Origin of the sequence: Kitasatospora sp. NPDC057518, from assembly GCF_042802075.1 — a bacterium.
Taxonomy (GTDB): domain Bacteria; phylum Actinomycetota; class Actinomycetes; order Streptomycetales; family Streptomycetaceae; genus Kitasatospora.
Map to the genome: position 1 here is coordinate 1 of NZ_JBHVEU010000258.1, position 12,739 is coordinate 12,739.

Annotated in this window: 14 protein-coding genes; 4 read left to right on the forward strand and 10 right to left on the reverse strand. The window is 72.3% G+C overall.

Translation table 11 applies throughout. The features are described from left to right. Positions 1-94: 94 nt before the first annotated feature. Together ACFU7Z_RS24695 and ACFU7Z_RS24700 are read right to left on the reverse strand one after the other, a co-directional pair. Positions 95-1,348 (reverse strand): threonine/serine exporter family protein, encoded by a 1,254-nt coding sequence (locus ACFU7Z_RS24695; RefSeq protein ID WP_380779684.1) that lies wholly within the window; start codon positions 1,346-1,348, stop codon positions 95-97. Between the two features lie 102 nt (positions 1,349-1,450). After that, positions 1,451-2,431, reverse strand: a complete 981-nt coding sequence (locus tag ACFU7Z_RS24700) for an NADP-dependent oxidoreductase (protein WP_380779686.1) — start codon at positions 2,429-2,431, stop codon at positions 1,451-1,453. Positions 2,432-2,510: 79 nt separating this feature from the next. On the opposite strand from ACFU7Z_RS24700, the gene ACFU7Z_RS24705 reads away from it, so the two are divergent. Continuing rightward, the gene (locus tag ACFU7Z_RS24705) at positions 2,511-3,518 is read left to right on the forward strand and encodes a GlxA family transcriptional regulator (RefSeq protein WP_074006458.1); all 1,008 of its coding nucleotides are present in this window, start codon (positions 2,511-2,513) and stop codon (positions 3,516-3,518) included. A 140-nt stretch (positions 3,519-3,658) separates the two neighbouring features. Here ACFU7Z_RS24705 and ACFU7Z_RS24710 read toward each other — a convergent pair whose 3' ends face one another. From ACFU7Z_RS24710 to ACFU7Z_RS24735, 6 genes are all read right to left on the reverse strand, one after another. Then, positions 3,659-4,726 carry a protein kinase family protein gene (locus ACFU7Z_RS24710; RefSeq protein ID WP_380779688.1) on the reverse strand — a complete coding sequence of 356 codons (1,068 nt, stop codon included), beginning with the start codon at positions 4,724-4,726 and terminating at the stop codon, positions 3,659-3,661. Between the two features lie 170 nt (positions 4,727-4,896). Further along, the gene (locus tag ACFU7Z_RS24715; RefSeq protein ID WP_380779706.1) at positions 4,897-5,133 is read right to left on the reverse strand and encodes an ATP-binding protein; all 237 of its coding nucleotides are present in this window, start codon (positions 5,131-5,133) and stop codon (positions 4,897-4,899) included. A 10-nt stretch (positions 5,134-5,143) separates the two neighbouring features. Then, positions 5,144-5,665 (reverse strand): DUF6434 domain-containing protein, encoded by a 522-nt coding sequence (locus ACFU7Z_RS24720; protein WP_380779690.1) that lies wholly within the window; start codon positions 5,663-5,665, stop codon positions 5,144-5,146. A gap of 341 nt (positions 5,666-6,006) precedes the next feature. After that, on the reverse strand, positions 6,007-6,477 hold the full coding sequence (locus ACFU7Z_RS24725) for a DIP1984 family protein (protein ID WP_049649941.1): 471 nt from the start codon (positions 6,475-6,477) through the stop codon (positions 6,007-6,009). A gap of 468 nt (positions 6,478-6,945) precedes the next feature. Further along, positions 6,946-7,689 (reverse strand): GNAT family N-acetyltransferase, encoded by a 744-nt coding sequence (locus ACFU7Z_RS24730; protein ID WP_380779693.1) that lies wholly within the window; start codon positions 7,687-7,689, stop codon positions 6,946-6,948. Between the two features lie 117 nt (positions 7,690-7,806). Next, positions 7,807-8,682 (reverse strand): NAD(P)H-binding protein, encoded by an 876-nt coding sequence (locus tag ACFU7Z_RS24735; RefSeq protein WP_380779695.1) that lies wholly within the window; start codon positions 8,680-8,682, stop codon positions 7,807-7,809. 116 nt (positions 8,683-8,798) lie between these two features. On the opposite strand from ACFU7Z_RS24735, the gene ACFU7Z_RS24740 reads away from it, so the two are divergent. The 3 genes from ACFU7Z_RS24740 to ACFU7Z_RS24750 all read left to right on the forward strand — a co-directional run bounded on the left by ACFU7Z_RS24740 (position 8,799) and on the right by ACFU7Z_RS24750 (position 10,619). Next, a complete protein-coding gene (locus ACFU7Z_RS24740; protein ID WP_380779697.1) occupies positions 8,799-9,401 on the forward strand; it encodes a TetR/AcrR family transcriptional regulator in 603 nt (200 codons plus the stop codon). Between the two features lie 83 nt (positions 9,402-9,484). After that, a complete protein-coding gene (locus tag ACFU7Z_RS24745) occupies positions 9,485-10,027 on the forward strand; it encodes a GNAT family N-acetyltransferase (RefSeq protein WP_380779699.1) in 543 nt (180 codons plus the stop codon). Positions 10,028-10,184: 157 nt separating this feature from the next. Then, on the forward strand, positions 10,185-10,619 hold the full coding sequence (locus ACFU7Z_RS24750) for an ester cyclase (RefSeq protein WP_117486781.1): 435 nt from the start codon (positions 10,185-10,187) through the stop codon (positions 10,617-10,619). Positions 10,620-10,820: 201 nt separating this feature from the next. Here the strand turns inward: ACFU7Z_RS24750 and ACFU7Z_RS24755 are convergent, their stop codons facing one another. Both ACFU7Z_RS24755 and ACFU7Z_RS24760 read right to left on the reverse strand, forming a co-directional pair. Further along, positions 10,821-11,672 (reverse strand): NAD(P)H-binding protein, encoded by an 852-nt coding sequence (locus ACFU7Z_RS24755; protein WP_380779702.1) that lies wholly within the window; start codon positions 11,670-11,672, stop codon positions 10,821-10,823. Positions 11,673-11,790: 118 nt separating this feature from the next. After that, the gene (locus ACFU7Z_RS24760; protein ID WP_380779704.1) at positions 11,791-12,672 is read right to left on the reverse strand and encodes an SDR family oxidoreductase; all 882 of its coding nucleotides are present in this window, start codon (positions 12,670-12,672) and stop codon (positions 11,791-11,793) included. Positions 12,673-12,739: the final 67 nt, after the last annotated feature.

Below are 12,739 nucleotides of genomic sequence, written 5' to 3' on the forward strand. Positions count from 1 at the left end.
GCGCACCTCCGCGCGCCCCGGGGCCCGGTTGCGGCCCGTACCGGTCCCGGGTCCGGCTTGGCTCGGGCCCGGCTCAGGCCTGGTTCCGACCGGCTCAGGCCCGGTGCGGCAGGCCGGTGAGGCTGGGGCGGGGGATCCGGCTGATCACCGCGCCGATCAGTGTGCCGATCGACACCCCGAAGACCGCCGAGACGGCCGCCAGCAGCGACTGCGCCCCGTTGCCGACCTCGATCTGCGCGGTGTTCAGCAGACCGAAGGAGCCCGGCACGACGATCCAGAACGCCGGGAGGTAGAGCACCTGCCAGAGCGGACCGCCCGGCAGCCAGTGCACCAGGGTGGCCGCGACCGCGGCGGCCACGGCCCCGGCCAGGCCGCCGATCGCCGCGCCGTGCACCGACCCCACCGCCACCTGGGCGGTGACACTCACCGCGATCACCGCGACGATCCACGGGATGGCCGAGGGCGGGGTGTGGACGTTGACCACCACCCCGGCCACCGCGATCGCCAGCCCCAGCGCGATCACCCACCAGCTCGGCTTGGCCACCTGCACGTTGGCCAGCGCGGTGGACGGCATGCCGATCGCGGTCGCGGCCGCGGCCACCCCGGCGAGGAACAGCGTCAGCTGCACGGCGCCGGAGACCAGCCGGGCGGTGCCCGCGTTGGCCGCGCCGGCGGCGATCTCGGACAGCCCGGTGACCAGCAGCCCGCCCGGCAGCAGGATCGCCAGGGTGGCCACGATCGTCCGCAGCGGCCCGTCCAGCAGCGAGGCCCGCGCGAGCGCCAGGACCAGCAGCGCGACGAGGAAGCCGGCCGTGACGGGCAGCAGCGGCCGCAGGTGCGGCCGCCGCCGGGCGAGCACGGTCAGGCCCACCACGATCAGCGAGCCGAGCCCGGCGGCCAGCACGTTCGCCGCCACCGGCTGCAGGAAGATGCAGACCCCGACCCCGACCGGCAGCGCCCCGAAGTCCGCCACCCACGCGGGCCAGCGGGCGGGCGCCCGCCGGATCCGGTCCAGCTCGGCGCGCGCCCGCGGCCCGTCGAGTCCGCCCGCCCGCAGCCGGTGCACCAGGTCGAGGACGTCGGCGGTCTGCTCGAACCGCAGGGTGCCGCCGAGCGGCTGGAACCTGGTGGCGCCGTCCGGGTGCAGGGCCACGAACAGCCCGTTGGTCAGCGCGGCGACCTGGACCTCCGGGGCGCCCAACGCCCGCCCCAGTCCACGGAGTTCGTCCTCGACCTCATGGACGGGCAGGCCGCCGCCCAGCAGGGCTTCGCCCAGGTCGAGCAGGAGACGGCAGAGCGGGTCGGGCGGGGCGTCGGTGTCCCGGACCGATGGAGACTTGCTAGGCATGGCAGGTATCGTCCCACCCTGCCCGATTCGGTCTGAATCTGCCCCGGTCTGTTCGCTTCCCGAGCGCCTGCTGCTCCCGGGGTCCAGGTAGCCGCTACGCCGCTACGGGCGGACGGTGAGGACCAGCTTGCCCGTGACCCGGCCGGTCTCGCCCTCGGCGTGGGCCTTCGCGGCCTCCGCGAGCGGGTAGGTGGCGGAGACGTGCGGGCGCAGCTGCCCGGCTTCGACAAGGGCGGCGATCGCGGCCATGCCCGCCCGGTCGTGCTCGACCAGCAGGGCCTTCGCCGTCACGCCCAGCTCGGCGGCGCGCTCGGCCACCTCGTCGATCCCCTGGGGCAGGATCGACACCAGGACGCCGCCGGGCCGGAGGGTCTCCAGGGAGCGCAGCCGGTCGTCGCCGCCGAGCGGGTCGAGGACCATGTCGATGTCGCGGGCCTCCGCCACGAAGTCGGCCGTCCGGTAGTCGATGACCTCGTCCGCGCCCAGGCCCCGGACGAAGTCGTGCTTGGCGGCGGACGCCGTACCGATGACGTACGCGCCGCGCGCCTTGGCGATCTGCACGGCGACGTGCCCGACGCCGCCGGCCGCCGCGTGCACCAGGACCCGCTGCCCCGGCCGCAGCCCCGCCGTGTCGACGAGCGCCTGCCAGGCGGTGAGCGCCACCAGCGGGAGCGCCCCGGCCTCGACGTGGCTCAGTACGGCGGGCTTGGGCACGAAGGCCCGGGCGGGGCCGACGACGTACTCGGCGTGCGCGCCGGCGCCGTACGGGTAGGGCAGCATGCCGAACACCTCGTCGCCCGGGGCGAAGAGCGAGACGCCGACGCCGACCGCCTCGACGGTGCCGGAGACGTCCCAGCCGAGCGTGAACGGGGGCTGCCCGAGGAAGTAGCCGCGGTCGCGGTGCTTCCAGTCGGTGGGGTTGACCCCGGCGGCGTGGACGGCGACGAGGACCTGGCCGACGCCGGGCGCGGGCCGCTCGACCTCGGCCTCGTGGAGGACGTCCGGGGTGCCGAGGGCGGTCTGGGTGATGGCCCGCATCGTGTTCGTGCTCGTGGAGTTCGTGCTCGTGGAGTTCGTGGTCATGGATCCAGCCTGCGGCCGCGCCCCTGACCAGCGAAATGGCAAGATTGCCAAAGACCGATAGGATCGTGCCATGCCTGCGATGGAACCCCGTGGTCCCCTCGGTTCTGGCGGCCCCGGCGCCCGGCCGCCGCACCGCGTCGTCGTCCTCGCCCTCGACGGCGTCTACCCCTTCGAGCTGGGCATCCCCAACCGGGTCTTCCCCGGGGTGCCGGGCGCGTACGAGGTGGTGACGTGCGCGGCGACGGAGGACCGGACGGTCGCGACCAGCGCCGACTTCACCATCACCGTCGGGCACGGGCCCGAGGCCCTGGAGAGCGCCGACACCGTCGTCATCCCGCCGTACGCCCTGCACCGCGCCACCGCCGACCTGCCGGAGCCCGAGCGCGCGGCCCTCGCCCGGATCCGCCCCGGCACCCGCATCGTCTCCATCTGCACCGGCGCGTTCGCGCTGGCCGCCGCCGGCCTCCTCGACGGGCGCCCCGCCACCACCCACTGGGCCCTGGCACCGGCCTTCCGCCGGATGTACCCCCGGGTCGCCCTGGACGCCGACGTGCTCTTCGTCGACGACGGCGACATCCTCACCTCGGCGGGCGCCGCCTCCGGCCTTGACGTCTGCCTGCACCTGGTGCGCTCCGACCACGGCAGCGCCGTCGCCAACCAGGTCGCCCGCCAGTGCGTGGTGCCGCCCTGGCGCGAGGGCGGCCAGGCCCAGTACATCGAACAACCGGTGCCCCCGGAAGGCGCCAACGGCACCGCCGCCACCCAGGCCTGGGCCCTCCAACACCTCGACCGCCCGCTCGCCCTCCGCGAGCTGGCCGCCCACGCCCGGATGAGCCCGCGCACCTTCGCCCGCCGCTTCCAGGACGAGACCGGCACCAGCCCGGGCCGCTGGCTCATCCAGCAACGCCTCCACCGCGCCCGCCACCTGCTGGAGACCAGCGACCTCCCCGTCGACCGCATCGCCACCGAGATCGGCTTCGCCACCGGCGCCTCCCTCCGCCAGCACCTCCACGCCGCGATCGGCGTCTCCCCCCAGACCTACCGCACCACCTTCCGCGGCCACCCCGGCCCCCCAACCCCACCCTGACCATCGCCCGACGTAGGAAGTCGGCAGGCCCGACTTCCCACGTCGAGTCGTCAGCCGCCGCCGAATCGACGAGCGAGGAGCCGGGGCGAGGTGAGCCCCAGAGCCCGACAAGTCGCGGCTGGGGCCCGTCCCTTCGAAGGTCAGCGCGATGTCTCACCGGCGTCCGCGACGCGGTTGAGCTCGGCGCCGGGGTACGGCGTCTGCTTGCTCTCGGACAGTAGTCGGCGGTGGAAGCCATCCAGGACGACGCTGGCTCGGGCGTGCCGCTCGACGAGCACGGCGATCTCGGGCGGAACTGCCTCGGGTCTGTGACCTGCGGTCCACTGCTGGAGGAACGCGTCTGCTTCCATGTCACCCCGGATGCGGTCGGCGAGGTGGTGGATCAGGTGGCTCGCCGTGTAGGCGTGGTCGTACCCGAGGTGGTCCGCGAGGAACTGCTGCTCGGCTGCTGAGAGTTCGAAGCCTGAACTCAGGGCCAGTCCGAAGTCCGCGAAGTAGATCAGCCGGCCGTCGGTCAGCAGGTTGTTGAAGTGGGCGTCGAAGTGCACGAGCCCGCGGGAGCTCATGAACGCCGTGCCCCGCGCCAGAGCATCCTCCGCCCATGCAGGAGAGCCGCCGCCGGTGGCCACCGTAGTCTCCCCGTGCTCGTGCAATAGCCTGCGGAGTGTCTGTGGCACGTGTTCCAAGAACAGCACCAGGCTGCGGGAGGATCGGCCGATGGCTTCCAGGCGCTCGCGTACCGCCTGCGAGCCTTCCCAGTGGGCGACCGCTCCGTCGATGCCCCCGAACTCGTCCACGAAGCCTTCGGGAGGGGAATCGGGCAGGATGCGCCAGTGGTACATCAGGGGAAAGCCCTCGTACTCCTTCCCGAGGACCCAGTTGGTGGTCATGACGTGGACGGCCAGCTCTCGCCAGGCACCGAAGCCGGCCGAGCCCACTCCGTACTGGTAGAACATCGGCAGACCGAAGAGGTTCGCCGTGGACCGAATGTTCTCCGGCTGGGTCTCGACGTCCGTCAACGGCACCCTCTTGACGAAGATCCGTGTCCCGTCGATGTCCAGCTCCGCCGACCTGCCGCCGATGCCGGATCCGACCGGAGGAGCTGACGCCACGATCTCGCCGAGACGCCGGTCGTTCAGCAGGGACAGGCGGGTGGTAACGGTCCCGTAGGCGGCCAGACGTGCGCCGTGCTGAGATTCGTGGCGCATCGACGACTCCTTTGTGCCCCCGGATCAGGGCGTCGGTGATCGCTCAAACGTAATCCACTCCCGCCACCAAGGTCACCCTCCGATCGCAGAACCGCTCGGCATCTCGTTTGCCGTCGGCGGGCCGATGCCCGAACGACGTGCGACGCCGATCGGCTGACCTCTGGCGGAGGTCATTTCGGAGCTGCGAAGAGGCCTTCCCGGGGGGCCTGGTAGCGGTAGGAGTCGGTGTCAATCTGGATGAGGGTGCAGCAGAAGGTGATGCGGTCGGCGATGGCCGGGCGGAGCCGGGCGTCTCCGAAGGCCTTGTCCCACTCGGTGGAGGGTGAGTTCGCGGCGACGGTGGTGGCCTTGCACTCCTCGCGTTCGGTGAAGATCTGGAACGGCAGTCTGGAGCCTGGGCATAGCAGGGGTCGCCGGTCACTCCGGGGCCGGGGTGCGGGGGCGGGCGCGGTGGGTGTGCCAGGCGGTGAGGGCGGCGGTGTGGGTGCCGGCCGGGTGGGAGGTGTGCCAGGCGCGGAGGAAGCGGTTGAGTTCGAACTGTGGGCCGATGTCCTGGGGTTGGGCGGCGGACTGGCGGGTGGTGTGCCAGTGGGTGGTGGCGTCGGCCAGGGTGCGTCCGGCGGATTCGGCGATGAAGGTGCGCATGTGGGCGTCGAAGTGGAAGGCCGGGCCGATCTCGTGGCGGAAGTACTCGCGCAGGACCTGGCTGCACCGCTGGCCCTCGGGGATGACGGTGGATCCGTTCACCGGTGCGGCGAGTTGGCGGCCGGCTTTGCGTGCGCGGGGTGGGGCGGTCGGTGGGGCGGCGCCGTCGAGTGCGGCTCGTAGCCGCTCCGTCAGTGCTGCCTTTCCGCCGCCGCGCGGCACGCCGAGTTCCCGGGCGAGCGTGGTCAGTTCGGCCAGCGTCCAGTACCAGCGGGCCAGTTCGTTCCCGCTCAATGCTGTAGTCAGTTCCGGTCGAGTCTCAGTGCCTGTATACGAACTCATGCCTCCATGATAGGAGGGGTGGTGTACGTCCGACGGTACACAGGGAAACCCGTGGCACGGTGTGGAAAGCCCCGAACCCGCCCTCGCCGCTTCGGATCTGCACATGGTGATGTGCTGTGTGATGTGCACTGTTACCTGTACGCGGTGCTGAGCTGCGCTGTTGGTGGGGAGTTGAACCCCGCGTTGCTCTTCACGCGCCAGGAGTGGGCCGGAGTACCGCCGGCTCTCGGTGTGTGCACGCCTCCGAAGCTGCTACCTGCTCCACATCGCGTCCCGCCACTCTGCCGGACTGGTCAGTCCAGCAGGTCGACCTCCCAGTTGGTCCGCTGGATCCGCACGTCGACCTCGCGGATGTCCCGGGCGAGTGCGTCCGCCTGGGCGCGCAGGTCCGCGACCGGGAGTGCGGAGAGCATCATCAGTTCGGACCGGAGCTGCCGGCCGTATCCCCGTTCGCCCGTACCCGCCGCCGCGTCGGCCGCCGCGGTGACCACGGAGTGGCGCAGCCGCAGGACGTCCCGGCGCGCGAGGGCGTCGGTGAGCGTGCCGTCCGGTCCCATCTCCACGGTGGCGTTGGTCCGGTTGATCCGCCGGATCAACGTTTCCAGGGCGTCCAGTACTTCACCGACTTCGGCCAGCAGCTGGGCCGCGTCCTCGGCGGGGGTCTCCCCCTCCTGGTGCCGCGCGCTGCTGACGACGCGCGCCCGCAGCTGTTCTATTCGGCGCGTCGCCTCCGCGCGTTCTGCCAGTGCCTCGGCAAGTTTCACCGCCTGCACCTCCTTTCCGTGAGTTCGCACGAGTATAGGAGTGCGTGCCGGGGTATCCGCACCTGGTTTTTGACCGTTTGAAAGCCGTCGGGAAATTTTTCAATCCTGATGTCCGGCGGGTCCGGGTTCTACCGGGTCGATCTCGGAGCATGGGATGATGTCATCCATGACGTGCATTCGAAGGGGCTATGCCGCGTAGAACACCGGCTTCACTTCGGCCGCGCGCACGCGGCTGGGGGAGGCCCTGGGTGCGGTATCGCGATGTCCCGGGTCTTTCGGGGGCGGCCAACGCCGCCGTCCGTCTGCTTGAGCGGGAGCGGTTGGCTCCGGGCATGGTGTCAGTGGCGCTGAGCGTCTGGTCCGTGCGTGTCCACGGCACCGAGCGCCGGTGGAGGCGGTGGGAGGCCGAGTTCACCTGTCCGTGCTGTGGGTCGGGCTGGGCCCGGGACACGTTGCAGGAGGCTCTGTTCATGCTTCCGCCAAGGGCTGCGGGCGAACTCCGGGTTCAGCTGGATCGCCTGGACGCGGTGCTTCTCGGGCGGACGCATCATGAGCCGACGGCGGACGCCGGGTTGGCGTGGTGGCATCGCAGGTGCTGATGGGCCCGGGGTCTGGGCCGTGGCGTTCGGGCAGGATCCCGCAGGACGTTCCTGCGATGTCGGGTGAGGGCGTCCGCGGCCGGTCCGCCCGTAGGAGCCGGCCTTCGCCGCCCGCGAATCCAACGCCTTGGAAGGAGGCGCCGAACTCCACCTGCACGAAGCCGAGTTCCCGGTGCAGGTCGAGCGAGGCGCGGTTCCTGGCGGAGACGAAGCACCAGACCGTCGACTCCCTTTCCCAGGCCCATTCCATCCGGCGCCGGGTCAGCAGCCTCGCCAGGCCCCGGCGCCGCCAGGCGGCATCCACTGTGACGCCGGTCAGGTAGTGGCCGGCCGGGGCGCTGTCCGCCGGGTGCGCGGGCAGGTAGGCCGCACTCGCGTACCCGACGGCTTCACTGGACACCTTCGCGGTGACGACCAGGCTGCGCTCGCCACGGAGTGCCCGGTGGATGCGGTCCGCCCATTCGTCCGCCGAGCCGCCGCGTGCCCGGGCCTGCAACTCGGCCAGCGCGGGCACGTCGTCCCCGGTGGCCTCCGCCACCACCGCGATCACGGGTGCGTGCCGTTCGGCCGGGTCGGGGGCGTAGGCGGCGAACCGCGGATCCGTCCCTGCCATGTCGTCCCTCTCGCCGGGCCGGTGCTGTCCTGGCCCGCCACGCTAGGGCGGCCGACGCGGCCCCCGCTACCCGGCCGACGGCTCGGGCGATGACTCGGGCGATGACTTGGGCGAAGGTCAGGTCGACGGGGTCGGGCTCGGCCTGAACGCGTCGGCGTGGTCGGCGACCCACCGGGAGAACGGCCTCGGCGGTACTCCGAGGATGTCGGACACCGCGGAGGTGAGGTACGCGGGCCTTCCGATCGTCGCGCCCCAGGCGTTGAGCAGCATGTCGACGGCCGGGCGCGGTGCCTTTCCGTCCATCGCGCCGCGGAACTCGTCCGGCGACAGCTCCTCGAACCTGGTCGGGCGTCCGAGGACGTTCCCGATGATCTCCACCTGCGCGGCCTGGCTCAGGGACTCGGGGCCGGTGAGGACGTAGTCGCCGCCGGCGTGACCGTCCTCGTAGAGGGTGCGGGCCGCGACGGCCGCGATGTCACGGTCGTCGACGGGGGCGGTCTCGGCGGCGCCGTACGGCCAGCGGACCACCTCGCCGGCGCGGATGGCGGGTGCCCACCAGGCCAGGGAGTTCGATGCGAACATCCCCGGCCGGATGATCGTCGATTCGAGGCCGGTGGCCGCGATGAGTCGCTCGATCTCGGCGTGGAGCACCGCCATGGGGTTCGGCTGCCGGAAGAAGGGGTGGGGTGTCTGGTGCGGCGAGGAGAGGACGACGACGCGCTGCGCGTGGGCGGCCAGGCGCTCGACGACTGCCGCGGCGGTCGGCGGCGGTGCGGTCCAGAGGAGGAAGACGGCGCCGACGCCCCGCAGCGCCCCGTCGAGGGAGGCGGGCACAGTGAGATCGCCGGTGACGACGTCGACGCCGGGCGGCAGCGTCGCCGCCGCTTCGGGACGACGGGTGAGGGCGCGGACCGGCACGCCCGCGGTGAGGAGTTCGTCGACGACTCCGCGCCCGATCCGGCCGGTGGCCCCGGTGACGAGCACCGGCGGCATGGGGGTTCGTGCGGTGTCTCGTGCGGCGTTTTGCGTGCTGTTCGGCTGGGTCATTCCTCCAGGAAATCGTTACTCGGTTAAAAATGCAACCTGGTCACTAATGTTATGCTGTTCAGGTGATCGAGCCGACGGGGCTGCGCGCCCGCAAGAAGGCGCGGACCCGTGACGCCATCGCCGAAGCGGCGGTCTCACTGTTCCTGGCGCACGGATTCGACCAGGTCTCGGTCAGCGACATCGCCGCCGTGGCCGAGGTCTCCAAGCCGACCCTCTTCCGGTACTTCCCCACCAAGGAGGACCTGGTCCTGCAGGGGTTCGCGGACCACCAGGGCGAGGCCGCGCGCGTCGTGCGCGACCGCCCGTCCGACGTCTCGCCGATGGCGGCACTGCACGCGCACTTCCTGGACGGCCTCGATCGGTTCGAACCCGTCACCGGCCTCAACGACCATCCCGCGGTGGTGGATTTCCACCGTCTGGTGTTCACCACGCCGAGCCTGGCGGGGCGGCTCTTGCAGTACATGCTCGCGGACGAGCAGGCGCTGGCCGAGGCCCTCGATCCGGGCCCGGACGTCCAGGCGCGGCTGAGGGCGGCCCAGGCGATCGCGGTCCAACGGGTGCTCGCCCGCGCCAACTGGCAGAAGATCGCCGACGGGCGGAGCGCCCGCGACGTGCGGCCCGAGGCCGTCGCCGACGCCGACCAGGCCTTCGCCCGCCTGCGGTAGCGGTCCGGACGCGGCCTTCGTACAAGTTCCCTCGGTGCCCGGCGACGCTGGCGGAGAGCCTCTCGGCGATCCAGAATGATCGGATGATCAGGCTTGAGACTCCCCGTTTGATCCTGCGCCGCTGGCGCGAGGAGGACGTCGCGCCCATGGCCGCCGTCAACGCCGACCCCGAGGTCATGCGGTGGATCCGTGACGGCAGCGTCCGTGACGAGCAGCAGACCCGCGACGGGATCCGGGCGTGGGAGGCGGAGTGGGAGGCGCGGGGCTTCGGCCTGTTCGCCGTGGAGATCCGCTCCACCGGCGAACTGGCCGGGTTCACCGGCCTTTCGGTGCCCTCCTACCTGCCGGAGGTGCTGCCGGCGGTCGAGGTCGGCTGGCGGCTGGGACGTGCCCACTGGGGGCAGGGCCTGGCCACCGAAGCGGCCGCGGCCGCCGTACGGTTCGGCTTCGAGGAGCGGGGGCTGGAGCGGATCGTCAGCATCGCCCAGGTGGGCAACGACGCCTCCGAGCGGATCATGACCAAGCTGGGGATGCGGCTGGAGCGCGAGACCGTCAATCCCACCGGCGGCCGGCGAGTCCGGGTCTTCGCGTTGTCGGCGGACCGGTACGTCCCAACTGCCCGTTGACGGCGGGCCCGCACGGCGGCTTTCCGCACGGCTGCTTTCCGGGTGAACGTCCACGGCGGCCGCGCGTGCCGAGGACGTGGCGCGGGGAGCGGGCGGGCGACGATGCGGGCGTCGTGCGCCGCTCCGGCGGCGCGACCGTACGCAGGGAGAGGCGCCCATGTCCATCGAAGAGAACAAGAGGCTGGTCCGCCGGTTCTACCAGGAGGTGGACGCCGGCAACCTGGATGCCATGGACGACCTCGTCGCCGAGGACTACCAGGACCACTCGCCGCCGCCGTTCCCGGGGCTCGCCGCCGGCCGGGAGGGCTTGAAGCAGGCGTTCCGGCTGTTCTGGGAGGCCACACCCGGAGTCCACGAGATCGAGGACCAGATCGCGGAGGGCGACAAGGTCGTGACCCGGCTGACGGGCCGTGGGATGTGCGTGGGGGACCTCCCGGGCATCCCGGCGACCGGCCGGCCGATCACGATGACGGCGACGGTGATCCACCGCATCGAGAACGGGAAGCTCGCCGAGAAGTGGTCGGACAAGGACGTCCTCGGCTTCCTCCAGCAGCTGGACGTGATCCCGCCGCTCGGCGGGCCCCCGGAGTAGCCCGCTGCGCCCTCGGAACGGTTCAGGTGGTGTTCCTGGTGACGAAGTCGGCGGCGGCGTCCACCATCTGTCGGCGGCTCGCGCAGACGCGCACACACGAGGGTGGCCTTCGCGGACGGGACGCCGCCCGCGAAGACCACCCTCGGCAGTGCGCGCCGTGCTGGTGATGACCCGACACGTCGGCCGGTCGGTACGACGGGCTCAGCGGAAGTCGTCGGCGTGGTCGACGGCCCACTGGGCGTAGGCGTGTGCCGGGGCGCCGGTGATCTTTTCGGCGATGACGGAGGTCACGGCCGCGACGCCGTCGGCGGCGGCCCACTGGCCGACGATCGCCTCGGCCACGACCGGGTGCATGGTCCTGGCGACGTCCGCGCGGGCCTGCTCGTGGGAGACGTGTTCGACCCGGATGGGACGGCCGATGGCCTCGCCGATGTGCTCGACCTGGCGTCGCAGGGTCAGGGACTCGGCGCCGTGGACGGTGTAGGCCTGGTGCGAGTGGCCCAGTTCGGTGAGGGCGGTCACCGCCAGCGCCGCGATGTCCTTCTCGTGCACCGGCGCCGACTGCGCGAGCGGGTAGGGGAGGCGGACGACGTTGCCGGTGCGGATCGATTCGGCCCACCAGGTACGGGTGTTGGTCGCGAACGTCCCCGGCCGGAGGAACGTCCAGTCCAGGCCGGACCGTTGGACGGCCTGCTCGATCGTGCGGTTCAGGCGGGCGACCGGGTGGTCGGCGGCGGGGTCCAGGACGACCGCCACCGACGAGAGCAGGACCACCTGCCGGATCCCCGCGGCCGCGGCCGCCGCGGTGACCTTCTCGATGTCGTAGGGCTTCTGGGGGTCGAGCATTCCGTACAGGAACATCCGGTCGGCGCCGTCGAGCGCCGCCGGCAGCGTCTCGGGACGGTCCAGGTCGGCGACGACCGCTTCGTAGCCGGGCGCCGCGTGCGCGACCGGGGTCCTGCTGACTGCTCGGACCTGCTCGCCGGCGGCCAGCAGGCCGTCGGCGACATGACGACCGACGTTGCCGCGGGCGCCGAAGACGACTGCCACCATGATGGAACCTCCTGCTTGGTGTGGACCTTGTTGTGGACGTGAAGTGCCGTATGGGAGGGGGGAGTTGCGAGCTGCTCCGTTGCGGGGACGCCCCCGGTCGCCCGTAGCCGGTCGCCGGTCAGGGCCGGATGTTCTCCAGGTCCTCCAGCAGACCGGGGTGCCGCGGCTCCCAGCCGAGCGCCTGGCGGGTGCGGGTGCTGGACGCGGGCTGGTCGGCCCGGAAGATCGGGCCCAGCGGGCCGTAGGTCTCCTCCGGCACCGACTGGACCGGCAGGCCCAGCCGTCGGCCGATGACGGCCGCGATGTCCCGCACCTCGTCCCCTTCGTCGGCCACGGCGTGCCAGGCGGTACCGGGCTCCGCCCGCTCCAGGGCGAGCCGGAAGAGGGCGGCCGCGTCGAGCGCGTGGACGGCGGGCCAGCGCTGGGTGCCGTCGCCGGGGTAGCCGGAGATCCCGCTGCGGCGCGCGATGTCGGTCAGCAGGCCGGCGAACCCGCCCGTGCCCTCGTTGTGGACCGTGCGCGGCAGACGGACGGAGGTGCTCCGGACCCCGCGCGAGGCCAGGCCGAGGATCGCCGTGACCGTGCGACCGCGGCCGCCGACCGGCCCGTCGGTCGGCACCGGGTCGGCCTCGGTGGAGGCGCGGCCCGGCACGTGGGGCGTACCCGAGACGGTGACCAGGGGGCGGTCGCTGCCGAGGAGCTCCTCGCCGAGGGTGGTGAGGGCGGCGGTCTCCTCGGCGACGTTCCGGGCGAGGGCCTCGGGGCTGCTGAAGTCGTTGCCGAAGGCCAGGTGGATCACCCCGTCGGCCTGGGCGGCGCCGGAGCGCAGCACGTCCAGGTCGGCGAGGCCTCCCCGCAGCGGCTCGGCGCCGGCCGCCTCGGCGGCCCGGGCGGAGGCGTCGGAGCGGGCGAGCGCGAGGACGGTGTGGCCGTTGCCGAGGAGTTCGGCGACGACGGCGGAGCCGATCAGACCGGTGCCGCCGGTGACGAAGACGCGCATGGGAATCCTCCCGGAAGTGATGGGACCGGTGGCGGCCGCTGAAGGACCGGAGGGGACGGGCCCGAGG

What these genes read in the sequence shown, in the direction of transcription:
- ACFU7Z_RS24695 (WP_380779684.1), bottom strand. Translation starts at nt 1,348, where the DNA reads ATGCCTAGCAAGTCTCCATCGGTCCGGGACACCGACGCCCCGCCCGAC.
- ACFU7Z_RS24700 (WP_380779686.1), bottom strand. Translation starts at nt 2,431, where the DNA reads ATGACCACGAACTCCACGAGCACGAACTCCACGAGCACGAACACGATG.
- ACFU7Z_RS24705 (WP_074006458.1), top strand. Translation starts at nt 2,511, where the DNA reads ATGGAACCCCGTGGTCCCCTCGGTTCTGGCGGCCCCGGCGCCCGGCCG.
- ACFU7Z_RS24710 (WP_380779688.1), bottom strand. Translation starts at nt 4,726, where the DNA reads ATGCGCCACGAATCTCAGCACGGCGCACGTCTGGCCGCCTACGGGACC.
- ACFU7Z_RS24730 (WP_380779693.1), bottom strand. Translation starts at nt 7,689, where the DNA reads ATGGCAGGGACGGATCCGCGGTTCGCCGCCTACGCCCCCGACCCGGCC.
- ACFU7Z_RS24735 (WP_380779695.1), bottom strand. Translation starts at nt 8,682, where the DNA reads ATGCCGCCGGTGCTCGTCACCGGGGCCACCGGCCGGATCGGGCGCGGA.
- ACFU7Z_RS24745 (WP_380779699.1), top strand. Translation starts at nt 9,485, where the DNA reads ATGATCAGGCTTGAGACTCCCCGTTTGATCCTGCGCCGCTGGCGCGAG.
- ACFU7Z_RS24750 (WP_117486781.1), top strand. Translation starts at nt 10,185, where the DNA reads ATGTCCATCGAAGAGAACAAGAGGCTGGTCCGCCGGTTCTACCAGGAG.
- ACFU7Z_RS24755 (WP_380779702.1), bottom strand. Translation starts at nt 11,672, where the DNA reads ATGGTGGCAGTCGTCTTCGGCGCCCGCGGCAACGTCGGTCGTCATGTC.
- ACFU7Z_RS24760 (WP_380779704.1), bottom strand. Translation starts at nt 12,672, where the DNA reads ATGCGCGTCTTCGTCACCGGCGGCACCGGTCTGATCGGCTCCGCCGTC.